Raw genomic sequence first — 24707 nt, 5'->3', positions numbered from 1 at the left:
CAACCCGTGGGGCGACGTGGCACCGCTGCCGTTTCAGGCGTCGCCTCTCAGCCGCCGGGCGATGTCGATGTCGTTCTGGAGCGCGCTGAGACGGGGAAACGGCTCGCGGGTGGCGTCCAGCACGCAGACGTGGAGCTTGTCGCCGGCCTGCGGTGGCGCAACGTTCTCGTCCCGCCAGGACGGGTGCTTCACCTGGTCGATGAATCCGAAGAGGCCGGCCGATCCGTCCACTTCCACCTTCGCGCCCACGGGAGCGACCGCGACGACCGTCACGTCGAGTTCTTGATGGTCACGGAACCTCAATTGGGCCCTCCAAAGATTTTGACCCAGCTGCGGTTCTGGGTGAGCTCGTTGAACCGGTCGAGCTTGTCCACCGGGATCTCGAACTCGATCCGCGGCGCGCCGTTCGGCCCGTTCCTGTCGTGGATCTTCGCGTGGTCGGCGAACTCCTCGAGGAATGACGGGTGCATTTCGTACTTCACCATTCCCTTGGCGAAGTTCGCTCCCGTCGGTCCGGCGTACTCCGCAGCCACCGCCCGTTCGCCGAAGTAGATCTTGCCGTCCGAGATGATACCGCCGCCGATGTCCACCCCGGGCTGATGGTTGGCCGGGTTCGGCCCGTGGTCGAGCTCGTACTGCGCGTGGGCCCCCTTCGGCGTGCGGTAGATCGGAAAGTAGTCCGGTGCCAGGCCCAGGTGGTCCGTCCACGCGTGCGGATTCGTCACGTAGGTGGAGGGGTTCGGCGCCGGGGTGAGGCCGAGGGGGTCCGGGGTGAGGTAGCGGGCGTTCTCGGGGTCGTAGTGGCGGAAGTAGTTGTAATGGAGGCCGGTCTCCGGGTCGGCGTACTGACCCGGAAAGCGGAGAGGCGTATAGGCAGTGCTTTTCGCAGCCCACGTGGTGATGCCCCACAGCGTGGAACGTTCGTGCCACGCCACGTTGCCGGACTCGTCGATGAGCTCGGTGGGGGTGCCCACCAGGTCGGTGACGATCGCGAAGAACCGGGAGTCGATTTCTTCCCGGGAGGCGTCGAGAATGCGTTCCGTCTGGGCTATCGGCCGGATGTCCTGGTGGTCCCATGTGATGGCGACCACGTGAGGTAGATCGTTCGAGCTACTGGTCTGCTCGCACAGGGTGTTCCCGTCCCAGGTGAAGTCGATCCGCTCGGTGACGGTCCGGCCGTCCTCGGCCAGGCGAAGCTTCGCCGTGCGGCGGCCGAGGGGGTCGTAGCGGTAGCGCCACACAGTGCCGTCCGGAGTGGTGGCGGAGAGGAGGCGGTCCTCGACGTCCCACTCGTAGCGCCAGATGTCCGGCTTGCGGGACGGACGCGTCTTGCGCCGCACGGTGACGCGGCCGAGCCCGTCGTGCTCATAGCGCACGGCTCCCGCGCGGACGATCCGGTTCTTCTCGTAGGCGCGCACGCCGTTGGCCACATGGCCGGCGTGGCCCGTCTGCCACGACGCGAAGGTCTGGTTCCCGGCCTGGTCGTAGGCGTAGCTCTCGGTCCAATCGGCTGCCCGGACCGCGGTGACCCGACCGACAGGATCGAGCTCGTACTCCTGCCGGCCGCTGCCGGTGTCATCGACCGCGGTGAGGTGGCCGTCCGCCCGGTAGGTGTAGCTGCGGTGCCGCACCCGGGCCCCGCCCGAGCCGACGACCGTCTGGTCTGTGAGGCGCCCCACAGGATCGAAGACGTGGCTCAGGACGACGTCGTCGCCGACGCGGCGCATCACCTCACGGCCCGCGGCGTCGTACGCGAAATCGAGAGAGCGGCCGGAGGCCGTCATGGTTGTGCGGCGGCCCGCGCCGTCGTAGCTCCACGTGGCCGTTGCGCCGGTCGGCGTGGTGCGGCCGGTCCGCCGGCCCAGCTCGTCGTAGGTGTAGGTGAGGGCGCGTCCGTCGACGGTCTCCGACAGCAGGCGACCCTCGTGGTCCCGCAGCAGGGTGACGGTCGTTCCGTCGGGGCCTTGGGCGTGGGCGAGCTGGTCGGTGAGGTCGTAGGCGTAGGTGGTGACGTTGCCGTCGGCATCCTTGCGAACGATCTGGTCGAGTGCGTTGCGCTCGAATGCGGTGGTCTGGCCCAGTGCGTTCGTGCGGGAGACGAGGCTGCCGGTGGGCCCGTGTACGTAGGTGATCGTGCGACCGTCGAAGTCGGTCTCCGACGTCAGACGTCCCGCGGGGTCGTACGCGTAGTTCCAGGTCAGTCCCTCGGGGCTGGTCACCTCGGTAAGGCGCAGTTCGGCGTCGTGCCCGAAGGCATAGCGCACGCCGTCAGGGCCCGTGCGGGCAGTGAGGACGTCGAATTCGGTGTACTCGAACCGGGTGACCCCGCCGAGCCGGTCGGTGTGGCTGGTGCAGTTGCCCTCGCCGTCCCAGGTCCAGCTCTCGACGGCTCCGTCCGCGTGGACGCGGAGGACCGGCCGGCCCTCGACCGTCCACTCCAGGTGCGTGGTGGCGCCTGTCGGGTCGGTGACGGCGGTGGGGCGGCCGAAGGCGTCCCGCTCGAAGCGGGTGGTGGAACCGGACGGATCGGTGACTTCGGCGGGGAGGCCGACCCGGTCGCAGCGAATGGCGGTCGTGCTGCCCTGGGGGTCGGTGACCGAGGTGAGGCCGCCCGCCTCGTCGTAGGTGAAGCGGGTGACCCTGCCGAGGGAGTCGGTGGCCGATGTTCGGTTGCCCCGCTCGTCGTAGGCGTACCGGACCACATGACCGTCGGCCCTTTTGACCTGAACAGGTTGGCCGAACTCGTTGTGGCGGGCCGTGCTCTCGCGCCCATCGGCGCGCGTCACGGAGACGAGGTTGCCGTCGTCGTCGTGGCGATAGGAGGTGGTGCGGCCGAGCGGATCCGTCTGTGCGAGCAAACGGCTGCGGCCGTCGCGTACGTAGCGCGTGGTGTTGCCGAGGGGATCGGTGTCGGCCACGATCTTGTACGCGTCGTCGACGAGGTAGCGGCGAGTGTGCCCCTCACCCGTGACGGTCTCGGTCACGCGGTGGCCCGTCGCCTCGTCCAGGGCGTCGTAGGCCAGGCGCAGCACCATGTGTCCCTCGGCGCCGCCCTCCGCGACGCAACGGTTCTGCTCGTCGTAGGTGTAGGCGTAGGAGCGGTTGTTCGTGTCGGTCCAGGACGTGATGCGGCCGCGGTCGTCATAGGTGAAGCGGAGCGGCAGGCCGGAGGAGTTGACGACCTCCGTGAGATCTCCGGCTGTGTAGCCGTAGGCAAGGATGCGCGGGCCGCCGTCGAGATGGAGGGCGGTGATGCGGCCGTCGTCGGTGTCGAAGCGAAGGCGGTATCCGCCGGAGTGGGCCATGCCGAGCGGGGTGCCGTGAGCGTCGAACTCGAAGGTGATGAGGTTGCCGTTGCGGTCCTCCAACTGGGCGATCGGCGCGATGCCGTCGCCGTCCGGGTCGCCGGCGGGCGGGGTGAAGCGGCGGACCTGGCCGGCGGCGGGGTCGGTGAGCGTCCAGTCGCCGTCCGGAGTGCGTTCAAGGGGGTGGCGGGGCGCGGAGGCGGATACCGGCAGGACGGGGACGCCCGGGGCGGCATGCGGGTAGGCGACGATCAGGCCGTCCTCGGTGACCAGGACGACGCCCTCGGGGTCGACCTCCAGGTGCTGGTCGATGCTCGACGCCCAGGTCGGCCCGAACCAGCGTCCGGCGGTGTACCCCGATTCCGCGCGCCGGACGAAGGCCAGCGGCAGCGTTCCGGGCAGCACGATGTCGGTCTGCGGGAGGAACATCCGGCCGGTGGCCAGGTCGATCGGGTCGGTGTTGTCGTACCGCTTCGCCGCATCGGGCGTTTCCCTCACATGAGGGCCGTCCTTGTCCAGGCTGGTGCGGCCGGGCCCCTTGAGGTCGTCGGCGTGCTTGGCGGCCGAGCCGATCTTCTTCAGGGAGCCCAGGCCCTTGGAACCGATCAGCTCCGGAATCATCTTCCCGAAGCCCTCGGAGGGGTCCTTCATGAACTCGTCGAGCATCTTCTTGCCCGCCCCGAGCGGGTCGTTGGCCATCGTGACCAGGCCCGCGGCCGTGTTGTTCAGGTTCGTCACGTACTCGGCGGGGTGCGTCAGGTTGTACGGGTCCATCGGATTCAGCGCACGCGCGAAGTTCACGATTCCGGCCGTGCCCTTGATGACACCACCCGCGAGGTGCGTCTTGGCTAGATCCATGTAATCCATGCCGTCGCCGAGCTGCTTCGCGTACGAAGGCTTCGGCGGAGCCGCGTCCCGCGCCGCCCGCACCGCCGTACGCACCGTCTCCGCCACGTCGTTGCGCTGCTTGCGGGCCGTATCCAGCTTGTCCTGCGCGGCCGTCGCGATCGCCGTCCCCGGATCGGTGAAGTTCTCCGAGGGGCGGGGCGGCAGCGGATCCTGCTTCGCCTTCAACGCGTCGTTGTACGTCTCGACCAGCTTGTTGTGCGCGCCGCGGGCCTCGGTGGAGACCTTCTTCGCCCGGTTGTACTCCTCCAACGCCTCCCTGGCCTGCCCCTGCGCCCACTCCACGGTCTCCGCGAACCGGCCCATCGCGTCCGCGGCCTTCCCGAACGCCTCCGCCGCCTTGAACCAGCGCGGCGGCTCCTTCGCCACCGACTCCCGGAACGAATCAGCCGTCTTGCCCTTCAGACCGTCCGGCTCCCCCATCCCCTTCAGCCCGTTGCCGACCTTGTCGAAGGACGCCTTGAAATCATTCAGATGGGAAACCTGCGCGCGGATCTTCGACACACTGCCGTAGACCAGCTTCTTCGGGTCCTCCGTCTGGCCCAGCTCCAGCTCGGCCACGTCCGCGCCTAGTTGGTTGGCGGCGGAGCGGCTCTTGTCACGGATCCAGTCACCCGCGTCGTCCAGGCCGACGTCCTCGGCGAAGTCGGCCGTCTTGTCACCGGCCCACTCGACCGCGTCGCCGACCTTCTCCGCACCCTTCTCGACACCGTCCTCGACGACGTCCGGTACGAAATCCCGCCAGCCCATCAGTGACCGCCCCCGTCACGCTTCGCCTGCTCCAGCAGATCCTTCAACGATCCGATCCGCCCGCTGGACTTCAGCTGCTCCCCCGTGTCCGACCAGGTCTTCTTCATCTCCTCGGCGCCCTTCTGGAAGGACTCCGGGCTGTAATCGGGCTTGTAGGCGTCCGCGGAGAAGATCTCTCCCCACGGCTTCTTCTCGATCTCGTCCTCGCTCGCGTGCGGATTGCCGTACGCCGCGTTCGCGACCACCCGGAACGTGCCGTGAAGGTACTGCTCCTCCTCCCACACCGTGCCCGCCGCGATGCCCAGCGACTGTGCGAGGGTGCTCGCGTTCTGCACGAGGCTGCGCACGCCCCACTCCCAGCGCTCGCAGAAATCCTCGAAGTCGGTGGCGAGCCCGGCGTGCCCGGCCTCCATCCCCGTCATCGCCAGATTCTCGAACCCCGCACCCATCGACGCACCGGCCGCATCCCCCGACTCCCGCAACTCACCGATCGCCGCCCGCAACCCGTCCCGAATGTTCTTGACCGCCGCCGGCGAAACCTCCAGGTCCCCGTCCCCGGCCATCAGGCCACCGCCCCGGGAGTCAGGTCCACGGCACTGCCGTCAGGCACGATCCCCGCGACCGGCGGGAAGAACATCGACCCGTCCCCGTCCGCCACGTTCACCACCACGCCCGCCGGACCGTCCGCCGCCGGAATCACCGCATCGACCAGCCGCGCACCCAGCACCGAGAGGAACTCCCACTCCCGGCCGGCTTCAGCCTCCCCGCGCGCCTGCGCGAACCGGGCCAGCGCTTCCTCGTCCGTGAACGCATGGATCCAGCGGATACCGCCCGACACCGCCGACATCAGACCGCCGTCTGGGCCGTCGGCCAGCGGAACCAGCAGGACAGCCCGCCGAAACTCCCCCAACAGGCGCCCGGGATCACCCGATCCATCCCGTATCGCGGCGATCTCTGCGGTCAGTTCCATGGGCTGCATCCCCTCCAGCGCCGGTCAGCGTCCTAGAGGAACACGCTATCGGGCACCCCGCCGGTTCCCTCAGGCCCCACTGGGCGGGCCCTGTCAGGCGTGGTTGACCGGGAGGACGTCCGGGGAGAGGGCGCCGGCGTGGGCCGTCGCGCTCGTCATCTGCTTGCGGTGGTGGCGGCGGCACAGGACCTCGTAGCCGACCTCGCCCGCCGGGCGGTTCACGTCACCGACCACCACCTGGGCGCCCTCGACCACCATCTCCCCTCCCACCGTCCGGGCGTTGTGCGTGGCGCGGGCTCCGCACCAGCACAGCGCCTCCACCTGGAGCTGCTCCAGGCGGTCCGCCAGCTCGATCAGGCGCTGCGAGCCCGGGAAAGAGCTTCGTACGGAAGTCCGTCGTGATGCCGAAGGCGAAGACATCCATGTCGAGATCGTCCACGATGCGCGCCAACTGGTCGATCTGGTCGGGGGCCAGGAACTGGGCCTCGTCCACGATCACGTAGTCCGCCTTGCCGCCCTTCGTGAGCTGGGCGACCACGTACGCGTACAAGTCCATGCCCTCCGGCGCCTCCACCGCCTCCGTCACCAGCCCGAGGCGGGACGACAGCTTGCCCTCCCCCGCCCGGTCGTCACGAGTGAAGATCACGCCCTGCAGGCCCCGCGCGTCACGGTTGTGGGCGATCTGGAGCGCCAGTGTGCTCTTACTCGACCAACCACCATCGTCGGCACGGGAGACGATCAAGTCCGGTCCATGCGCCACCGTGCCGGCCGCGCGCTACGCCTTCACCCCCGCCGGCACGTCTCCCGGATCCGGATCAAGGAGATCCCTGCAGGTAGACCCGGATCCCTTCGACCCGGGAAGTCTCGGCGCTGAAGGAGATCGAGCGGGTTCCGCTGGTCACCGACACCTGCTGGCGACCTGTCGCCGTCTCGGTGAGGCGCACCGTCCGGTCGTGACGATCCGGCCGCTCCGCGGCGATGCCCGCCATCCGCAGCTCGTCCACGGCTGTGAACACGACGAAGAAGCGCAGAGTGTTGTAGCTGCCCTCCTCCCATTCCGGCTCCGGATGATCGGGCAGCCGCGAAGTCTCGAAGCCAAGGGTGACCGAGGTGTCCCGCTCGTCCACGTGTACGTAATACAGCGGGCAGGAGGAAAGATCCGGTGGCGCGTCGTACAGCACCGCGAGTTGCGGCCAGGGGGGAAGGCTCGGGCTCATTTCCGACTCTCAGACCCGCTCGTAGAAGGTGTTGTCGTGGGTGGGCGGCAGCGCCGGGTAGAGCCTGCGCTCGATCAGGCGGGTGAAGTGGCGCGGCCCGCCGTCACCGCCGTCCGCTCCGCGGGTGAAGACTCCGAGCCGCCCCACGACCACGGAGGCGTTCGCCGTGAACGCCACTTCGGCCCCGGCCGCCGCCACCCGTACCGCGATCCGGTGCTCCGGCGGCCCGACGAGCGCGGCCAGCTCCACGTCCGCCGTCACCGGCGGGCGCCACCCGTCCATCACGAAGTCCTCGACGTGTGAGAACTGGAGCTGACACTGCATCGTATCGCCGGACCCCGCCTCCCACCGGTCCGGGAAACGGGGCAGGTCGAGCCTGAGCGTCACGGCCGATGCCCAGCCGTCGAGGTGGACGGAGCGGAGCCGGACGGCCGTCAGCCGGGGCAGTTCGTCGTAGTACGGCGCGAAGACCTCCGCGTTCACGACGAAATCATTCCAGGTCATAGTAGTAATGCTCCTCCGTGCCCGGGATCTGGCCGTTCCGGGTGTCCTCTCCGGGCCGTACGTGGACGTGCGGCGGCTGGTAGCCGGGCTCACCCGGCTTCTGGTGGCCGAACCAATGGTCCTGGAAGACGACGATGTCCCCGTTGGGCAGCTCGTACCACTCCTCGGTGTACCAGATCGGTTTGCCGTCCGGCCCCATCAGCTGCTTGCCCCCCTGCCATTCGGGGGTGGTCGCCTTCGTCCACGGGTAGACGTCCGAGGGCTCCAGCCCCTCGGGCACACCCGCCTTCCGCAGCGCCAGCTCCTTCGTCTCCGCCAAGGTCCGGCCGACCTTGGGGCATTCGGGCGCGAGGCCCAACGCGTCCGTCCAGGTCAGCGGGTTCGCCACATAGGTACGGGGGTTGGGCGCCGGGCCCAGGCCCAGAGGGTCGACGGAGAGATAACGGGCGGTCTCGGGATCGTAGTGCCGGAAGCAGTTGTAGTGCAGCCCTGATTCCGGGTCGAAGTACTGCCCGGGGAACCGCAACGGCGTATAGCCGCGCGCGTCGGTGTTCCACGTGGTGGCCCCCCACACCGTCGCACGGGTGCGCCAGGCGATCCCGCCGCTCTCGTCGACGAGTTCCAGAGGGGTGCCGATCAGGTCGGTGACGATCGCGAAGAACCGCCTGTCGACATCGGCGTCGCCGGCCGTCAGCCGCTCCGTCTGCGCGAGCGGCTGGAGTCCGTGGTGGTCCCAGGTCAGGGTGACCGACGGGGGTGGCGCGTCGTCACCGGGCTCCGGGGCCCTGGTGGAGGTCTCTTCGCACAGCGTCATGCCGTCCCAGACGAAGGTGACCTCCTCCGCCACGGTGACGCCGTCCGCCGCCATGCGCTGTTTGGCGCTGCGCCGGCCCATGGGGTCGTAGCGGTACCGCCACAGCGTGCCGTCCGGGGTGGTCACGGCCGTGAGCCGGTCCTCGGCGTCCCACGTGTACTGCCAGGTGTCCGGTCTACGCGAGAGCCGGGTGCGACTGCGCCGGACGGCCCGGCCCATGGCGTCGTACGTGTAGACGGTCCGGCCCGCCCCGACGAGGTGGGTGCCCTCGTACGCGCGGGGTCCGGTGGCCTCGGATCCGCCCGGGTGCGTGTCGGGCCAGGAGGCCTCGGTCTGATTGCCCGCCACGTCGTAGGCGTACCGCTCGCTCCAGCCGGAGGCCGTGACGGCGGTGACCCGTCCCGCCGGGTCCAGTTCGTAGCTCCGGTCACCCCCGAGGTCGTCGGTGACCGCGAGCAGGCTGCCGTCCGCACGGTAGGAGTAGCTCCGGCGTCGTGACGGCCGGCCCTCGCCGCCGGTGGCGCGCTGCTCCACCAGACGCCCCAGCTCGTCGCGCACGAGGTCCAGCGCGAGCGCCTCGCCGACGCGGCGCCCCGTCTCCCGGCCGAGGGCGTCCCGCTCGAAGACGAGCCGGTGACCGGAAGTGGTCAGCGCGGTGCGGTGGCCCGCCGCGTCGTAGGTCCACTCAGCGGTCGCACCGGACGGGGTGGTGCGGGATACGACGCGGCTGAGTTCGTCGTACGAGCGCGTCAGGGTCCGGCCTTCGAAGGACTCCCGGCAGATGCGGCCGGCGCGGTCGCGCAGGTACGTCAGGGTGCCTCCCGGTCCGGTCACCGACGCCAGACGGTCCGAGAAGTCGTACGTGTAGTGGGTGGTCTCCCCATCCGCCTCCTTCAGCACCCGGTTGTCGAGAACGTCGTACTCCAGGCGGACGGCCTGGCCCCCGGCGTTGATCCGGGTGACCAGGCGGCCCCCCGCGTCGTGGACGTAGCGGACGGTGCGGCCGTCGAAGTCGGTCTCCGACTCCGGCATGCCCGCGGCGTCATAGGTGTAGCGCCAGGTCAGTCCCCGGGGGTCCAGCACCTCGGTGAGCCGCAGTCCGGCGTCGTGGGTGAAGGTGTGGCGGGCGCCGTCGGGGCCGGTGCGGGCCGTCACCAGGTCGAAGTCGCCGTATTCGTAGCGGACGGTGGCACCTGCCGCGTCCGTGTGGGTGAGGCAGTTTCCCTCACCGTCGTACGTCCACTCCTGGGCGGAGCCGTCCGCTTCGACCCGCCGGGCCAGCCGTCCTTCCGGTGTCCAGTGCAGCTCGGTGGTGTGTCCCAGGGCGTCGACGATGCGGATGGCCCGGCCGAAGGCGTCCCGTTCGTACCGGGTGACCGCACCGACCGGGTCGGTGATCTCGACGGGGAGGCCCGCCCGGTCGCAGCGGAGCCGGGTAGTGCCCCCGAGGGCGTCGGTGGTCGAGGTCAGGGCGCCCGTGTCGTCGTAGGCGTAGCAGGTGGTGCCGCCCACGGGTCCGGTGCGGGCGACCGGATTTCCGCGCTCGTCGTAGGCGAACCGCCAGGTGGTGCGGTCCGCCCGGGTCTGGAGCACCGGTCGGCCCGCGGCGTCGTATTCAGTGCTCAGTTCCTTGCCGTCCGGTCGGACCACGTGGACCAGACGGCCTTCGGTATCGCGGCCGAAGACGGTGGTGCGGCCGAGCGCGTCCGTGAGCGAGGCCAGTCGGCCGCGGGCATCGTACGAGGACCGGGTCACGGCCCCGAGCGCGCCGACCGACTCCACCACCCGGAACGAGGCGTCCACCAGATAGCGGCGCACCTCACCGGTGGGCGTGGAGGTCGTGGTGGTTCGCATGCCCGTCGACGGGTCCGGCCGGCCGTAGGCGATGCTGAGCGTGAGGTGGCCCGCGTCCCCGCCCTGCGCGACACAGCGGTCCTCGTCGTCGTAGGTGTAGGAGTAGCGGCGGTCGTTGGTGTCCGTCCACGAGGTGATGCGGCCGCGCTCGTCGTAGGCGAGCCGCAGCGGGAGGCCCGAGGAGTTGACGACCTCGGTGAGGTTTCCGTCGGTGTAGCCGTACGCGAGGACGCGCGGGCCACCGGTCAGGTGGAGGCCGGTGACGCGGCCCCCGGAGGTCTCGAAGCGCAGGTGGTAGCCGCCGCTGTGGTCCATGCCCAGCGGGGTGCCGTCCGCGTCGTACTCGAAGGTGATCGTGTTGCCGTTGCGGTCCTCGACGCGGTTGATGACCGCGTTGCCGTACCCGTCACCGTCATCCTCGGCGCCTACGGGAGCGGTGAAGTACCGGGTGAGACCCCCGTCCGGGTCGGTGACGCTGTAACCGCCCTCAGGGGTGCGGTCCAGCGACCACCGGGGGCCACTGGTCGCGAACACCGGAACACCGGGGGCGGGGTGCGGGTAGGCGACGACCAGGCCGTCCGCGGTGACCAGGACGACGCCCTCGGGGTCGATCTCCAGGTGTTCGTCGATGGTGGAGGACCAGGACGGGCCGAACCAGCGTCCCGCCGTGTAACCGGACTCCGCGCGACGGGTGAAGATCAGCGGCAGCGTACCCGGCAGCACGATGTCCGTCTGCGGCAGGAACATCCGGCCGGTGGCGAGGTCGACCGGGTCGGTCCCGTCGCACCGCTTGTCGCAGTCCGGCTTGTCCCGCTGGTTCGGTCCGTCCTTGTCCAGGCTGGTGCGGCCGGGTCCCTTGAGGTCGTCGAGGTGCGCGGCGGCCGAGCCGACCTTCTTCAGCGAGCCCAGGCCCTTGGAGCCGACGAGTTCGGGGATCAGTTTGCCGATGCCTTCGGAGGGGTCCTTCATGAACTCGTCGAGCATCTTCTTGCCCGCCCCGAGCGGGTCGTTGGCCATCGTGACCAGGCCCGCGGCCGTCGAGTTCAAGTTCGTCACGTACTCGGCCGGGTGCGTCAGGTTGTACGGATCCATCGGGTTGAGCGCACGCGCGAAGTTCACGATCCCGGCCGTGCCCTTGATGACACCGCCCGTCAGGTGCGTCTTGGCGAGGTCGAGGTAGTCCATGCCGTCGCCGAGCTGCTTGGCGTACGAGGGCTTCGGCGGAGCCGCGTCCCGCGCCGCCCGCACCGCCGTACGGACCGTCTCGGCCACGTCGTTGCGCTGCTTGCGGGCCGTATCCAGCTTGTCCTGCGCGGCCGTCGCGATCGCGGTCCCCGGATCGGTGAAGTTCTCCGAGGGGCGGGGCGGCAGCGGATCCTGCTTCGCCTTCAGCGCGTCGTTGTAGGTGTCGACCAGCTTGTTGTGCGCGCCGCGGGCCTCGGTGGACACCTTCTTCGCCCGGTTGTACTCCTCCAACGCCTCCCTGGCCTGCCCCTGCGCCCACTCCACCGTCTCCGCGAACCGGCCCATCGCGTCCGCGGCCTTCCCGAACGCCTCCGCCGCCTTGAACCAGCGCGGCGGCTCCTTCGCCACCGACTCCCTGAAGGAGTCCGCCGTAGCGCCCTTCAGCCCGTCCGGCTCCCCCATCCCCTTCAGCCCGTTGCCGACCTTGTCGAAAGACGCCTTGAAGTCGTTCAGGTGGGAGACCTGCGCACGGATCTTCGACACACTGCCGTAGACCAGCTTGTTCGGGTCCTCGGTCTGACCCAGCTCCAACTCCGCGACATCCGCGCCCAGCCGGTTGGCAGCCGAGCGGCTCTTGTCACGGATCCAGTCCCCGGCGTCATCCAGACCCACGTCCTCGGCGAGAACCGCCGTCTTGTCACCGGCCCACTCGACCGCGTCACCGACCTTCTCCGCACCCTTCTCGACGCCGTCCTCGATGACGTCCGGTACGAAATCCCGCCAGCCCATCAGTGACCGCCCCCGTCACGCTTCGCCTGCTCCAGCAGGTCGTTGATCGAACCGATCTTCCCGTTGGACTTCAACTCCTCCCCCGTGTCCGACCAGGTCTGCCCCATGTCCTTCCTGCTCTTCTCGAAGGACTCCGCGCTGTAATCCGGCTTGTAGACGTCCGCGGAGAAGATCTCCCCCCACGGCTTCTTCTCGATCTCGTCCTCACTGGCATGCGGATTGCCGTACGCCGCGTTCGCCACCACCCGGAACGTGCCGTGGAGGTACTGCTCCTCCTCCCACACCGTCCCCGCCGCGATCCCCAACGACTGCGCCAGCGTGCTCGCGTTCTGCACCAGACTCCGCACACCCCACTCCCAGCGCTCACAGAAATCCTCGAAGTCTGTGGCCAGACCCGGATGCCCGGTCTCCATCCCCGTCATCGCCAGGTTCTCGAAACCCGCCCCCATGGAGGCGCCGGCCGCGTCCCCGGACTCGCGCAGCTCCCCGATCGCCGCCCGCAGGCCGTCCTGGATGTTCTTGACCGCCGCCGGCGAAACTTCGAGGTCTCCGTCCCCCGCCATCAGGCCACCGCCCCGGCCAGGTCCACGGCGCTCCCGTCGGGGACGATCCCCGCGACCGGCGGGAAGAACATCGACCCGTCCTCGTCCGCCACGTTCACCGCCACGCCCGCCGGACCGTCCGCCGCCGGAATCACCGCATCGACCAGCCGCGCACCCAGCACCGCGAGGAACTCCGACTCCTGGCCCGCCTCACCGCGCGCCTGCGCGAACCGGGCCAGCGCCTCCTCATCTGTGAACGCGTAGATCCACCGGATTCCACCCGAAACCGCCGACATCAGGCCACCGTCGGGGCTATCGGCGAGCGGCACCAGCAGGACAGCCCGCCGGAACTCCCCCACCAGGCGTGCCGGATCACCCGATCCGTCCCGTATCGCCGCGATCTCCACGGTCAGATCCATGGGCTGCATCCCCTCCAGCGCCGGTAAGCGTCCTGGAGGAACACGCTATCGGGGACCCCACCGGTTCCCTCAGGCCCCCTGGGCGGGCCCTGTCAGGCGTGGTTGACCGGGAGGACGTCCGGGGAGAGGGCTCCGGCGTGGGCCGCGGCCGAGGTCATGCGCTTGCGGTGGTGGCGGCGGCACAGGACCTCGTAACCGACCTCTCCCGCCGGGCGGTTCACGTCGCCGACCACTACCTGGGCGCCCTCGACCACCATCTCCCCGGCCACCGTACGGGCGTTGTGGGTAGCGCGGGCGCCGCACCAGCACAGGGCCTCGACCTGGAGCTGCTCCAGGCGGTCCGCCAGCTCGATCAGACGCTGCGAACCCGGGAACAGCTTCGTACGGAAGTCCGTCGTGATGCCGAACGCGAAGACGTCCATTTCCAAGTCATCGACGATCCGGGCCAGTTGATCAATCTGCGCGGGCGCCAGGAACTGGGCCTCGTCCACGATCACGTAGTCCGCCTTGCCGCCCTTGGTCAGTCGGGCGACCACGTACGCGTACAGGTCCATGCCCTCCGGCGCCTCCACCGCCTCCGTCACCAGCCCGAGGCGGGACGACAGCTTGCCCTCGCCCGCACGGTCGTCACGGGTGAAGATCACGCCCTGCAGGCCCCGCGCGTCACGGTTGTGGGCGATCTGGAGCGCCAGCGTGCTCTTTCCGCAGTCCATCGTTCCGGAGAAGAACACCAGCTCGGGCATGGGGAGTACAAGGCCTTTCGAAGCAAGGGGGAAGGGAGGCGGAAGGTCTGGGCCCGGAGCGTCAGGAGCGGATTTCGAGCAGCGGGACCAGCTGCTCCGCCGCGGTCATGGAGCCGTGCATGCCCGCGAGGGCCGACTCGTTGGGCTCGGCGCGCGAGGCGGTGATCGCCACGTCGGCCTGGGCGGCGGCGATCACGTCGCCGATGCGGCCCAGGACCCGCTCGTCGCATTCGCCCGGTGCCCCGAACCAGCCCAGTTCCAGGGCTTCCGCCCGGCTCGCGACCCAGAAGCGGTCGCCGAGGACCTCGCGCCAGACGGTCAGGACGTCGGCCTCGGCGCCCGGTACGGCGTACACGTGCCGGGCCCGGCCCTCGCCGCCCAGCAGGGCCACGCCCGCGCCGAGTTCCCAGTCGTCGTCGTAGTCGATGCGGGAGTCCTCGTCGAAGGGGACGTCCACCATGCCGTGGTCGGCGGTCACGTACAGCGCGGTGCGCGGTGGCAGTTGCTCGGCGAGCCGCTGGACCAGTCGGTCCACGTACATGAGCTGGCCGCGCCAGGCGTCGGAGTCGACGCCGTGCCGGTGGCCGGCCCCGTCGAGCTCGCTGTAGTACGTGTACACGAGCGAGCGGTCGCCGGCCGCGAGCCGCTCGGCCGCGAGGTCCATGCGCTCCTCGCCGGTCATCCGGCCGAGGAAGGTGCCGCCGCTCAGCGCGACCTTCGTGAGCGGGGTCGTCTGGAAGGCCGGCGAGGACACCTGCGCCGTGGCCACCCCGGCCGCGTCCGCCTGCTGGAAGACCGTCGGGTACGGCTGCCAGGCCTTGGGCGAGGTCCACGGGTGCCAGCGGAGCTGGTTCATCAGTTCGCCGGTGGCGGGATTGCGCACGGTGTAGCCGGGCAGGCCGTGCCGCGCGGGCGGCAGGCCGGTCCCGACGGAGGCCAGCGAGGTGGCGGTGGTCGCCGGGAAGCCCGCGGTGATCGGACGGCCGGTGCCGCCGCGCGAGCTGCCGAGGAGGGAGGTGAGGTACGGGGCCTCGTCCGGGTGGGCCTTGATCTGCTCCCAGCCCATCCCGTCGACCAGGAACACGCAGTTCCGGTCGGCCGGGGTCAGCTCGGCGATCGAGGCCTCGAAGCCGGGTACGCCCTGGCCGGCCACGAGGGTGGGCAGCAGGTCGGCGAGCGAGCCGGTGCCGTAGTGCGGCACCGGGGCGCCCGCCAGGTCCAGCAGCTCCGGCTCGTCCTGCCAGCTCTGCGCGGCGGAGTACGCCATCAGCGGGCGGGGGTGGAGGACGTGGCTGCCGTGGCCTCGGAGAGCGCCTGCGCGAAGACCAGGGTCTGGCGGACGGCCTCCGGACCGTCGCCGGCCTCGCTGACGCGCAGGCTGAGGTCGTCCGCGGTGGAGTTGCCGGTGTATCCGTGGTCGGCGTCGCAGTTCTGGTCGCCGCAGGCGGCGGGCTCCAGGTCGATGCGCGAGACTGCGCCCCAGCCGATGGTCAGGACGACCTCGCGGGGCAGGGTGCCGGGGGTGTAGGACTCCGGGTTGGCGACGACGCGGCTGAGCACCACGGAGGAGATGCTGGCCAGCTTGACCGACTCGGTGGAGGTGGTCGCGTACGGCGACGGGGACCCGGCGTCGGCGGCCTGCTCGTCGGTGTGGCTGACGATGAAGCGGTTGCCGGTGAGGACCAGCACGGTGACGTGCCGGCGCACCTCGTTGGAGTCGAAGGTCGTCTCCTGGTGGACCAGGTAGGACGAAATCGGCTCGCCGCCCACCGCGGCCTCCACGGCCTCGGCCACGAGGGCCGGGTAGTAGCCGCTGCGCTCGATCGCCGTGCGCAGCCCCTGGGTCGTCGTACCGGATTTCGCCATGAGGTCCATCCTAAGGCCCGTATGGGGCACCTCGGCCGCCCTGGGCCCCAGGACCTCAGTAGCTGGGCAGGGTGCGCGGCCCGAGGTCGCCGCGGGCGGGAGGGTGGGCGACGCGGACGCTCGCGCTGAGCACGGACAGCCCCTCGGTGGCGACGACGACGGGCTCCAGGGCGACCCCGACCACCTCGGGGTGGTCGTCGACGAGGCGGGAGAGGCGCAGGAGCAGCTCCTCCAGGGCGGGGGTGTCGACGGGGTCGCTGCCGCGCCAGCCGAAGAGCAGCGGAGCGGTGCGGATCGAGCGGATCAGGCTCGCCGCGTCCTTGTCGGTGGCGGGAACCAGCCGGTGGGCGGTGTCGCCGAGCAGTTCGGAGGCGACCCCGGAGAGCCCGAAGGACAGTACGGCGCCGGCCGCGGGGTCGATGACCGAGCGGATGACGGTGTCGACGCCGCGCGGAACCATCGACTGGACCACGGGCAGCAGTTCCTGCGGTTTGCCCAGGGCATGGGTGAGCTCCTCGTACGAGCGGCGCAGCTCGGCCTCGGTGGTGAGGTCGAGGCGGACGCCGCCGAGGTCGGCGCGGTGGCGCAGGTGCGGGGCCGTGGTCTTGAGTGCGACGGGGTAGCCGAGGACCGAGGCCGCGCGGACCGCGGAGTCGGCGCTGGGGGCCGGGAGCGTGGAGAGCACCCGGATCCCGTACCGGGCGAGCAGCTCGCGGGCGTCGGGGTCCTGCAGGGTGGCCACCTCCTCCTCCCCCACGCCGGCCAGCAGGCGGGAGAGCTGCCCGGCGGCCCCGCTCTCGTCGATGTCCTCGAACTCGGGCACCTGCCCGACCTCGGCGTTGCCGCGGCGCCACTGGCCGTACCGGACGGCTTCGGCGACGGCCTTGACGGCCCGCTCGGCGGCGGGGTAGCTGGGGATCCGGGTGGTGCCGGGAGCGGGCGGGGCCGCGGTCCCCGCGGCGGCGGAGGCCGGGTCGGGCTGGACCGGCGGCGCCGCCGCGGCGGCGGGCACGGCGGAGGTGGCGGGCACGGCGGAGGTGGCGGGCACGCCGGACGTGGCGGGCACGCCGGACGTGGCGGGCCCGTCGGTGGCGGGGACCGCGTCGGCCCGTGCCGTGGACGCGGAGGCCAGGGCCGCCAGGGCCGTCGCGGGCGTCGGCAGGGTGGCGGGCAGCGCGTCCGCGAGGGCCGTCGCGGCGGCCGGCGCCGTGGCCGCCGAGAGCGCCTCCGCCAGGGCGCCCAGCTCCACGTGGACCACGGCCACCGGCTTGCCGGGGTGCGCGGCGACCGCCGCCCGCAGGGCCTCCGCCAGATCGTCGGCGAGCGCGTGCTCGCTCACCCACGGGATCGCGGTGACGACGACGGCGTCGTTGTCCGGCGAGGCCAGCGCCGCGGTGACGGCCGTACGGAAGTCCTCCGGCGAGGCGGCCGTGGTCAGGTCGAGCGGCGCCAGCGGCCGCAGCCCCTCCGTCAGGCAGGCGTCGTAGGTGAGGACGCCGAGCGATTCGGAGTTGCCTAGGATGGCCACCCGCGGCCCGGCCGGTACGGGCTGCGAGGCCAGCAGCAGGCCGACGTCCACCAGCTCCGTCACCGTGTCGACCCTGATGACGCCCGCCTGCCGCAGCAGCTCCGAGACCGTCGCCTCGGGCAGCCGGGTGCCGGGGACCACGTGTCCGGCGGGGGTGTGCCGGCCTCCCTTGGCGACGACCACGGGCTTGACGGCCGCGGTGCGCCGGGCGAGCCGGGTGAACTTCCTCGGGTTGCCCAGGGTCTCCAGGTACATGAGTGCGACGTCGGTGGCCTCGTCGTCGTACCAGTACTGGAGGATGTCGTTGCCGGAGACGTCGGCCCGGTTCCCGGCGGAGACGAAGGAGGACAGCCCCTCCCCGCGCCGCAGCAGCCCGGAGAGCAGCGCGATGCCGATCGCCCCGGACTGGGTGAACAGGCCGACCCTTCCGCGCGCGGGGGCCGGCGCGGGGGCGAGGGAGGCGTTCAGCTCCACCTCGGGGGCCGTGTTGATCACCCCGAAGGCGTTCGGTCCGATCAGCCTCATCCCGTACGAGCGCACCTGCCGCACCAGTTCGCGCTGGCGGGCCAGGCCCTCGGGCCCGCTCTCCCCGTATCCGGCCGACAGGACGACCAGTCCCTGCACCCCGTGTTCGCCGCAGGCCGCCACCGCGTCCGGGACCCGGTCCGCCGGGACCGCGATGACCGCGAGGTCGACCGGGGCGCCGACGGCCCCGAGCGTGGGGTAGGCCCGTACGCCGTCGAGCAGATCGCGGGTGACCGCCTCGTTGACCGCGTAGAGGTGGCCGTGGAAGCCGCTGTCGCGCAGGTTGCGCAGGGCCGCCGCACCCACGCCGGCGAGGGAGCGGCTGACTCCGATCACCGCCACCGAGCCGGGGGCCAGCAGCCGCTGGACGGAGCGGGCCTCGGCACGCTGTTCGCGGGCGCGCTGGACGGCGAGGGACTCGGCGGTCGGTTCGAGGTCGAGCGTGAGGTGGACGGAGCCGTCTTCGAAGCTGCGCTTCTGCTGGTAGCCGGCGTCGGTGAACACCTTGATCATCTTGCTGTTGGCGGGCAGCACTTCGGCCGCGAAACGGCGGATCCCCCGTTCGCGGGCCACCGCGCCGATGTGTTCGAGCAGGGCGGAGGCGACGCCGCGTCCCTGGTGGGCGTCCTGGACGAGGAAGGCGACCTCGGCCTCGTCGGAGGGCCCGGTGGCCGAGCGGCCGTCGGCGCCGATCCGGTCGTAGCGGACGGTGGCGATGAACTCGCCGCCGATCGTCGCGGCGAGGCCGACGCGGTCCACGTAGTCGTGGTGCGTGAAGCGGTGCACGTCGCGGTCGGAGAGCCGGGGGTAGGGCGCGAAGAACCGGTAGTACTTGGACTCGTCCGAGACCTGCTCGTAGAAGCTGACCAGCCGGCCCGCGTCGTCGGTGGTGATGGGCCGGATCCGGGCGGTTCCGCCGTCGCGAAGGACGACGTCGGCTTCCCAGTGATCCGGGTACGAGGGGTCGGACTCGGTGGTCATGGGGTCACCTTAAGGCTCGAACGGGCCGAGTGGCCTGGGCGCGGCGCATCGGGCAAGCTGGGTCGGATCAGGGCAAGCTGGGGTAGGTCGAACGGCGGGAAACTCGGGCCGAAGGTCGGTTCGACCATTCCGGACGCCGTGAGAGACTGGTCTAGACAACCGTAAGAACCTGAAGGGCATCACCATGGCAGAGCGCCGCGTCAACGTCGGCTGGGCCGAGGGCCTGCACGCTCGTCCCGCCTCGATCTTCGTCCGCGCGACGACCGCTTCCGGCGTCCCGGTGACCATCGCGAAGGCCGGCGGCGACCCCGTCAACGCCGCCTCCATGCTGGCGGTTCTGGGCCTGGGCGCCCAGGGCGGCGAGGAGATCGTCCTCTCGTCCGAGGCCGACGGCGCCGAGGTCGCACTGGACCGCCTCGCGAAGCTGGTCGCCGAGGGCCTCGAGGAGCTCCCCGAGACCGTCTGACCCTTCGGGTTCGACCCGCAGGACTCGCAGGACCCGCAGGACTTGCACGGCGAAGCCGTTGCCCCCGGCCACCACGGTCGAGGGCAACGGCTTCGCTGCTTTTCGCGCGGGAATGCCGGTCGGCCCCCCGACCTCCGACCCCCGAACCCGCCGGGCTCATCGACCGCATCGACGCATCGACTCGGACGGAAATGCGCGCACCGCGCTTTCCGGCACACTTTCCGAAACACTCGATTCCGGTGGGCAGAATTCAAGCGGAATGGCGCCCGGCACGGGAATTGCGACCCCGCCGGATATCCCACCTTTGTATACGGCGTTTGTTAATGCGGAACGCTCGCCGTGTTTACGGCAGGTTGCAAAGTCCTCACGCGCATCCGGTGCGCCCCCGCCGCCCGGTCCACGTGCGCCGCGGTCAGCGCCCGGGCCCGCTCGGCGTCGCCCCGGGCCACCGCGTCCACGATCGCACCGTGCTCGGCCCAGGACTCCACGGGCCGCACCGGGGCCTCGACCACGTACATCCAGGCCACCTTGTGCCGCATCTGGGTGAGCAGCGCGATCAGCCCGGGGCTGCCCGAGGCCTGGGAGAGCGTCTCGTGGAACCAGCCGCCCAGGGAGCGCAGATCCTCCTCCTGGCCCCTCCTGGCCCGCTCCTGACCCAGCCTGACGAGCCCGCGCAGCACCTTGAGGTGGGCCTCGCTGCGCCGCCGGGCCGCCCGGGCGGCCGCGAGGGGCTCCAGCAGCATCCGCAGCTCCAGCAGGTCGGCGGCCTCCTGCTCGGTCGGCTCGGCCACGCAGGCGCCCGCGTGCCGGCGGGTGGTCACGAACCCCTCGGACTCCAGCGTGCGCAGCGCCTCGCGCACCGGGACCCGCGAGACTCCGTAACGGCGCGCCAGTACCTCCTCGGTCAGCCGGCTGCCGGGCCCGAACACCCCGGAGACGATGTCGTCGCGGATCGCTGTGCATACCGTGTGCGCGGGAATACGCAAGACCGGAACCTCCGCCTTTTCTCGTATGGCTGTGCGCGTTGCGACTCTATTGCAACACACGATAATTTCCGAGGACGGCCGGAAATACGAAACATTCACACAACGCGAAGCACGCAGCACGAAGCACGAAGGCCCCGGCTCGAAGAGAGCCGGGGCCTTCACGGAAGTCGTGCGGTGCGACGGTGGGGTCAGAGGGTGACGCCGTGCGAGCGCAGGTACGCGACCGGGTTGATGTCCGAGCCGTAGTCGGCGCCGGTGCGGGCCTCGAAGTGCAGGTGCGCGCCGCTGGAGTTGCCGGTGTTGCCCGAGAGGCCGATCTGCTGGCCCGGGGCGACCTGCTGGCCGGCCCTGACGCTCACCGAGTGCAGGTGGCCGTACTGGGTGTACGTGCCGTCGGCGTGCTTGATGACGACGTTGTTGCCGTACGCGCCGCCCCAGCCCGCCTCGACCACGGTGCCCAGGCCGACCGAGCGCACGGAGGTGCCGGAGTCGGCGTGGAAGTCGATGCCGGTGTGGCTGCCGGAGGACCACATGGCGCCGCCCGCGTGGTACTGCGTGCTGACGTAGGAGCCGTCGATCGGGGAGACGAAGGTGTTGAGGCGCTTGCGCTCCTCTTCGCGGGCGGCGCGCTCGGCGGCCTCGCGCTCGGCCTTGGCCTGGGCTTCGGCCTTCGCCTTGGCCTCGGCGGCCCGCTGCTTGGCCTCGGCCTCGGCCTGCGCCTTGGCGGCGGCGGCCTCGGCGGCCCGCTGCTGGGAGTGGGCCTGGGCCTCGACGTCACCGGCGAGCTCGTCTGCCACCACGATGGTGTTGAGGCTGCCGGTGTCCTCGAAGGAGGGGGAATTGTCCGCGGCGAACGCGGGACCCGCCAGGGAGCCGACGACGCCGGTGGCGGCGAGGGCGGCTATGCCGGCGTAGCCGGCGGTCCTGCGGCTCATACGGCTCGAACCACGGTGCTTGCCGGCGGCACTACTGCCAAACGCCATGAAGGGGCTGATCCTTTCCTTCCCTCTCGCCTACCGGGTTAGCTGACGGGTTCGGAGCAGGAAGGTCTCCTACGGGCCCCCTCTTGCGAGGCGGTCCGATTCACCCCAGGGACACAAGTGGGTCCCCGGCTCCCCAGGCTCGCGCCTGACGGGGACTCGGCGATCGCTGTCCGGTGCCGCGGATGCGGCGGTTACGACTGACGAACAGCACGGCCGACGCTAGGCGGATCATCAGTCAATCGCCAAACAGACACGCCATTTTGTTGCGTACGCCACACCACATACAAGCAACCACACGACTTAAGGAACAGGCAAGACAAAAGGGACTCCGGCGGGCAAACCGCCGGAGTCCCCTGTCGGAGCCCCTTGTCGACGGGCCAGTTGGCGACCCGTCGGCAGTCAACGGACGGTCAGTTGGCGACCACGGCCACTTCGCCGATCCCGAGGGCCCGCACCGGCTCTTCGATCTGCGAGGCGTCGCCGACCAGGACCGTGACCAGGCGGTCCACCGGGAAGGCGCTGACGACCGCCGAAGTGGCCTCCACCGTGCCGGTTTCGGCGAGCCGCGCGTACAACTGCGCCTGGTAGTCGTCCGGAAGCTCCTGCTCGACCTGGTCGGCGAGCGTGCCCGCGACGGAGGCCGCCGTCTCGAACTTCAGCGGTGCCACCCCCACCAAGTTCTGCACGGCCACGTCCCGTTCGGCGTCGGTCAGGCCGCCCTGCGCCAGGGTGCGCAGCACCGTCCAGAGGTCCTCCAGGGCCGGGCCGGTGTTCGGGGTGTCCACCGAGCCGCTGATGGCGAGCATCGAGGCGCCCTTGCCGTCGGCCGTGGAGCGCAGCACCTGTCCGAAGGCGCGCACGCCGTACGTGTACCCCTTCTCCTCGCGCAGCACCTTGTCCAGCCGGGACGTGAGGGTGCCGCCCAGGCAGTACGTGCCGAGCACCTGGGGCGCCCAGACCCGGTCGTGCCGGTCGGCGCCGATGCGGCCGATCAGCAACTGCGTCTGGACCGCGCCGGGCCGGTCCACGATGACCACGCGGCCCGTGTCGTCGGCGGTGATCGGCGGGACCGGGCGCGGGGCGGTGGTGTCACCGGTCCACGCGCCCAGGGTGTCGGCCAGGACGGCGTCCAGGTCGATGCCGGTCAGGTCGCCGACGACCACCGCGGTGGCGGTCGCGGGGCGCACGTGGGCCTCGTAGAAGGCCCGTACGGCCGCGGAGTCGATGCGGGCGACCGTCTCCTCTGTTCCCTGACGCGGGCGGGACATCCGCAGGGAGGCCGGGAACAGCTCCTTCGAGAGTTCCTTGGCGGCACGGCGCTGCGGGTTGGCGCTCTCGTGCGGGATCTCGTCGAGCCGGTTGCGCACCAGGCGGTCGACCTCGGCGTCGGCGAAGGCCGGCGTGCGCAGCGCCTCGGCGACCAGGCCCAGCGCCTTGTGCAGGCGGGAGGCCGGGACCTCCAGGGAGACCCGCAGGCCGGGGTGGTCGGCGTGCGCGTCGAGGGTGGCGCCGCAGCGCTCCAGCTCTGCGGCGAAGTCCTCGGCGGACCGCTTGTCGGTGCCCTCGGACAGGGCGCGGACCATGATCGTGGCCACGCCGTCGAGGCCCTCGGGCTCCGCGTCGAGCGGGGCGGCGAGGTTGATCTCGACCGCCACCACCTGCTGGCCCGGGCGGTGGCAGCGCAGCAGGGTCAGGCCGTTGGCCAGTACCCCGCGCTCGGGGGCCGGGAAGGCCCACGGCTGCGGCTCGCCGGCCTCGGGGCGCGGGTGGAAGGTCATCGTGACGGCTGCGGTGTCGCTCACTGCTCCGCCCCCTCGTTCTCGTCGCTCGCGTCGGTCGCCGCGATGTCGGTGGGTTCATCGGCCGCGATCGGCTCGTAGACGAGCACCGCGCGGTTGTCGGGGCGCAGTCGGGCCGCGGCCACGGCCTGCACCTCCTCGGCGGTGATGTCGAGGACGCGCTGGACGGCGGTCAGCGCCAGCTGCGGGTCGCCGAAGAGCACCGCGAAGCGGCACAGTTCGTCGGCGCGCCCGGCCACCGTGCTCAGCCGGTCCAGCCACTCGCGCTCCAGCTGGGCCTGCGCGCGCTCCATCTCCTCGGCCGTCGGGCCCTCGGCGGCGAACCGCGCGAGCTCCTCGTCGACGGCCGCCTCGATGGCGGGTACCTCGACCCCGCTGGAGGTCTTGACGTCCAGCCAGCCCAGCGAGGGCGCGCCGGCGAGGCGCAGCATGCCGAAGCCGGCCGCGACGGCGCTCTGGTCGCGGCGCACCAGGCGGTTGTGCAGCCGGGAGGACTCGCCGCTGCCCAGGACGGTCAGCGCCACGTCGGCGGCGTCGCACTCGCGGGTGCCGTCGTGCGGGAGCCGGTAGGCCGCCATCAGCGCACGGGCCGGAACCTCCTCGACGACCTCCTCGCGCAGCTGCTCCCCCATGACCTCGGGCAGCGAGCCGTCGCGCGGCGGCTGCTTGCCGTCGTGGCCGGGGATGGTGCCGAAGTACTTCTCGACCCAGGCAAGAGTCTTCTCGGGGTCGATGTCCCCGACGACCGACAGCACCGCGTTGTTGGGCGCGTAGTACGTACGGAAGAACGCGCGCGCGTCCTCGAGGGACGCGGCGTCCAGATCGGCCATGGAACCGATCGGGGTGTGGTGGTACGGGTGGCCCTCCGGGTAGGCCAGGGCCGTCAGCTTCTCGAAGGCCGTGCCGTACGGGACGTTGTCGTACCGCTGGCGGCGCTCGTTCTTGACGACGTCGCGCTGGTTCTCCATGGACTCGTCGTCCAGGGCGGCCAGCAGCGAGCCCATCCGGTCCGCCTCCAGCCACAGCGCGAGCTCCAGCTGGTGCGTCGGCATCGTCTCGAAGTAGTTGGTCCGCTCGAAGCTGGTGGTGCCGTTGAGGGAACCGCCGGCTCCCTGGACCAGTTCGAAGTGGCCGTTGCCGGGGACGTTCTTCGAGCCCTGGAACATCAGGTGCTCGAAGAGGTGAGCCAGGCCCGTACGTCCCTTGACTTCGTGGCGCGAGCCGACGTCGTACCAGAGGCAGACCGCGGCGACCGGGGTCAGGTGGTCCTCGGACAGCACCACGCGCAGGCCGTTGGCCAGCCGGTGCTCGGTCGCTGTGAGGCCGCCGGAGCCTGCGTGAGCTGTGGCCGTGTGACCCATGGGCATGTGGTCCCTTCGATCGCGATGCAGAGATTCCTGTCAGACCTGCCACTGTATGCAAGCGTGTCGGGAGACGGAGAAGTTCCCGGCCCGGTCCTGGGTCGGAGTCGGCGTTGTCGGTGCCTCGGGCCACAATGGTCCGCGTCACCCCTGTCCGAAACCGCCCGTCCCCCGTCCCAGCCCCGTCCCAGCCCCACCCCGTGAGAGCTCAGCG

18 protein-coding genes, 1 pseudogene and 1 riboswitch are annotated in these 24707 nt (G+C 70.9%); of the genes and pseudogenes, 1 reads left to right on the top strand and 18 read right to left on the bottom strand.

Annotated features, from left to right (window positions below):
- Positions 1 to 33: 33 nt before the first annotated feature.
- The 14 genes and pseudogenes from AC6CKD_RS14840 to AC6CKD_RS14775 form a co-directional block, all read right to left on the bottom strand.
- The gene (locus AC6CKD_RS14840; protein ID WP_053676276.1) at positions 34 to 303 is read right to left on the bottom strand and encodes a hypothetical protein; all 270 of its coding nucleotides are present in this window, start codon (positions 301 to 303) and stop codon (positions 34 to 36) included.
- The gene (locus AC6CKD_RS14835) at positions 300 to 4961 is read right to left on the bottom strand and encodes a putative T7SS-secreted protein (RefSeq protein ID WP_498327726.1); all 4662 of its coding nucleotides are present in this window, start codon (positions 4959 to 4961) and stop codon (positions 300 to 302) included. The genes AC6CKD_RS14840 and AC6CKD_RS14835 overlap by 4 nt, the downstream gene beginning before the upstream one ends.
- Complete coding sequence (locus tag AC6CKD_RS14830; RefSeq protein ID WP_498327724.1) at positions 4961 to 5524, bottom strand: hypothetical protein; 564 nt, start codon at positions 5522 to 5524, stop codon at positions 4961 to 4963. The genes AC6CKD_RS14835 and AC6CKD_RS14830 overlap by 1 nt, the downstream gene beginning before the upstream one ends.
- A complete protein-coding gene (locus AC6CKD_RS14825) occupies positions 5524 to 5931 on the bottom strand; it encodes a hypothetical protein (RefSeq protein ID WP_498327723.1) in 408 nt (135 codons plus the stop codon). The genes AC6CKD_RS14830 and AC6CKD_RS14825 overlap by 1 nt, the downstream gene beginning before the upstream one ends.
- A 93-nt stretch (positions 5932 to 6024) precedes the next feature.
- Positions 6025 to 6673 (bottom strand): annotated as a pseudogene (locus AC6CKD_RS14820) (thymidine kinase).
- Between the two features lie 73 nt (positions 6674 to 6746).
- Positions 6747 to 7148: an Imm50 family immunity protein gene (locus tag AC6CKD_RS14815; RefSeq protein WP_498327721.1), complete on the bottom strand. Its 402-nt coding sequence runs from the start codon at positions 7146 to 7148 to the stop codon at positions 6747 to 6749.
- Positions 7149 to 7157: 9 nt separating this feature from the next.
- Positions 7158 to 7652 carry an Imm50 family immunity protein gene (locus tag AC6CKD_RS14810; protein ID WP_498327720.1) on the bottom strand — a complete coding sequence of 165 codons (495 nt, stop codon included), beginning with the start codon at positions 7650 to 7652 and terminating at the stop codon, positions 7158 to 7160.
- Positions 7639 to 12294 carry a putative T7SS-secreted protein gene (locus tag AC6CKD_RS14805; protein ID WP_498327719.1) on the bottom strand — a complete coding sequence of 1552 codons (4656 nt, stop codon included), beginning with the start codon at positions 12292 to 12294 and terminating at the stop codon, positions 7639 to 7641. The genes AC6CKD_RS14810 and AC6CKD_RS14805 overlap by 14 nt, the downstream gene beginning before the upstream one ends.
- Positions 12294 to 12857 carry a hypothetical protein gene (locus AC6CKD_RS14800; protein ID WP_498327718.1) on the bottom strand — a complete coding sequence of 188 codons (564 nt, stop codon included), beginning with the start codon at positions 12855 to 12857 and terminating at the stop codon, positions 12294 to 12296. Before AC6CKD_RS14800 ends, AC6CKD_RS14805 begins: the two co-directional genes overlap by 1 nt.
- A complete protein-coding gene (locus AC6CKD_RS14795) occupies positions 12857 to 13255 on the bottom strand; it encodes an SseB family protein (RefSeq protein ID WP_498327717.1) in 399 nt (132 codons plus the stop codon). Before AC6CKD_RS14795 ends, AC6CKD_RS14800 begins: the two co-directional genes overlap by 1 nt.
- 92 nt (positions 13256 to 13347) lie before the next feature.
- Positions 13348 to 13998: a thymidine kinase gene (locus tag AC6CKD_RS14790; RefSeq protein ID WP_498327716.1), complete on the bottom strand. Its 651-nt coding sequence runs from the start codon at positions 13996 to 13998 to the stop codon at positions 13348 to 13350.
- A gap of 61 nt (positions 13999 to 14059) precedes the next feature.
- Positions 14060 to 15265 (bottom strand): alkaline phosphatase family protein, encoded by a 1206-nt coding sequence (locus AC6CKD_RS14785; RefSeq protein WP_498327714.1) that lies wholly within the window; start codon positions 15263 to 15265, stop codon positions 14060 to 14062.
- Positions 15265 to 15873: a DUF5998 family protein gene (locus AC6CKD_RS14780; RefSeq protein WP_489406588.1), complete on the bottom strand. Its 609-nt coding sequence runs from the start codon at positions 15871 to 15873 to the stop codon at positions 15265 to 15267. Before AC6CKD_RS14780 ends, AC6CKD_RS14785 begins: the two co-directional genes overlap by 1 nt.
- A 46-nt stretch (positions 15874 to 15919) precedes the next feature.
- Positions 15920 to 18898 carry a bifunctional acetate--CoA ligase family protein/GNAT family N-acetyltransferase gene (locus AC6CKD_RS14775; protein ID WP_498327713.1) on the bottom strand — a complete coding sequence of 993 codons (2979 nt, stop codon included), beginning with the start codon at positions 18896 to 18898 and terminating at the stop codon, positions 15920 to 15922.
- Between the two features lie 184 nt (positions 18899 to 19082).
- Between AC6CKD_RS14775 and AC6CKD_RS14770 the strand changes: the two genes are divergently transcribed.
- Entirely contained in the window at positions 19083 to 19364 is a 282-nt protein-coding gene (locus tag AC6CKD_RS14770; protein WP_498327712.1) for an HPr family phosphocarrier protein, read from the top strand.
- A gap of 320 nt (positions 19365 to 19684) precedes the next feature.
- On the opposite strand, the gene AC6CKD_RS14765 is transcribed toward AC6CKD_RS14770, so the two are convergent.
- From AC6CKD_RS14765 to AC6CKD_RS14750, 4 genes are all read right to left on the bottom strand, one after another.
- Positions 19685 to 20350, bottom strand: a complete 666-nt coding sequence (locus AC6CKD_RS14765; protein WP_498327710.1) for a GntR family transcriptional regulator — start codon at positions 20348 to 20350, stop codon at positions 19685 to 19687.
- 188 nt (positions 20351 to 20538) lie between these two features.
- Positions 20539 to 21333 (bottom strand): M23 family metallopeptidase, encoded by a 795-nt coding sequence (locus AC6CKD_RS14760; RefSeq protein ID WP_498327709.1) that lies wholly within the window; start codon positions 21331 to 21333, stop codon positions 20539 to 20541.
- 12 nt (positions 21334 to 21345) lie between these two features.
- Positions 21346 to 21505: riboswitch (cyclic di-AMP (ydaO/yuaA leader) on the bottom strand.
- A 238-nt stretch (positions 21506 to 21743) separates the two neighbouring features.
- Positions 21744 to 23111: a M16 family metallopeptidase gene (locus tag AC6CKD_RS14755; RefSeq protein ID WP_498328116.1), complete on the bottom strand. Its 1368-nt coding sequence runs from the start codon at positions 23109 to 23111 to the stop codon at positions 21744 to 21746.
- A gap of 20 nt (positions 23112 to 23131) precedes the next feature.
- Positions 23132 to 24493 (bottom strand): M16 family metallopeptidase, encoded by a 1362-nt coding sequence (locus AC6CKD_RS14750; RefSeq protein ID WP_498327708.1) that lies wholly within the window; start codon positions 24491 to 24493, stop codon positions 23132 to 23134.
- Positions 24494 to 24707: the final 214 nt, after the last annotated feature.

This window comes from Streptomyces sp. GQ60 (assembly GCF_059758875.1).
The sequence above is the reverse complement of the archived record's forward strand: the minus strand, read 5'-3'. Positions and strand labels throughout refer to the sequence as shown.

Coding starts and splice junctions, on each gene's coding strand:
- AC6CKD_RS14810 (WP_498327720.1), bottom strand. CDS start 7,652: ATGACCTGGAATGATTTCGTCGTGAACGCGGAGGTCTTCGCGCCGTAC.
- AC6CKD_RS14830 (WP_498327724.1), bottom strand. CDS start 5,524: ATGGCCGGGGACGGGGACCTGGAGGTTTCGCCGGCGGCGGTCAAGAAC.
- AC6CKD_RS14825 (WP_498327723.1), bottom strand. CDS start 5,931: ATGGAACTGACCGCAGAGATCGCCGCGATACGGGATGGATCGGGTGAT.
- AC6CKD_RS14750 (WP_498327708.1), bottom strand. CDS start 24,493: ATGGGTCACACGGCCACAGCTCACGCAGGCTCCGGCGGCCTCACAGCG.
- AC6CKD_RS14805 (WP_498327719.1), bottom strand. CDS start 12,294: ATGGGCTGGCGGGATTTCGTACCGGACGTCATCGAGGACGGCGTCGAG.
- AC6CKD_RS14835 (WP_498327726.1), bottom strand. CDS start 4,961: ATGGGCTGGCGGGATTTCGTACCGGACGTCGTCGAGGACGGTGTCGAG.
- AC6CKD_RS14760 (WP_498327709.1), bottom strand. CDS start 21,333: ATGGCGTTTGGCAGTAGTGCCGCCGGCAAGCACCGTGGTTCGAGCCGT.
- AC6CKD_RS14755 (WP_498328116.1), bottom strand. CDS start 23,111: ATGACCTTCCACCCGCGCCCCGAGGCCGGCGAGCCGCAGCCGTGGGCC.
- AC6CKD_RS14795 (WP_498327717.1), bottom strand. CDS start 13,255: ATGGATCTGACCGTGGAGATCGCGGCGATACGGGACGGATCGGGTGAT.
- AC6CKD_RS14780 (WP_489406588.1), bottom strand. CDS start 15,873: ATGGACCTCATGGCGAAATCCGGTACGACGACCCAGGGGCTGCGCACG.
- AC6CKD_RS14785 (WP_498327714.1), bottom strand. CDS start 15,265: ATGGCGTACTCCGCCGCGCAGAGCTGGCAGGACGAGCCGGAGCTGCTG.
- AC6CKD_RS14815 (WP_498327721.1), bottom strand. CDS start 7,148: ATGAGCCCGAGCCTTCCCCCCTGGCCGCAACTCGCGGTGCTGTACGAC.
- AC6CKD_RS14775 (WP_498327713.1), bottom strand. CDS start 18,898: ATGACCACCGAGTCCGACCCCTCGTACCCGGATCACTGGGAAGCCGAC.
- AC6CKD_RS14800 (WP_498327718.1), bottom strand. CDS start 12,857: ATGGCGGGGGACGGAGACCTCGAAGTTTCGCCGGCGGCGGTCAAGAAC.
- AC6CKD_RS14770 (WP_498327712.1), top strand. CDS start 19,083: ATGGCAGAGCGCCGCGTCAACGTCGGCTGGGCCGAGGGCCTGCACGCT.
- AC6CKD_RS14790 (WP_498327716.1), bottom strand. CDS start 13,998: ATGCCCGAGCTGGTGTTCTTCTCCGGAACGATGGACTGCGGAAAGAGC.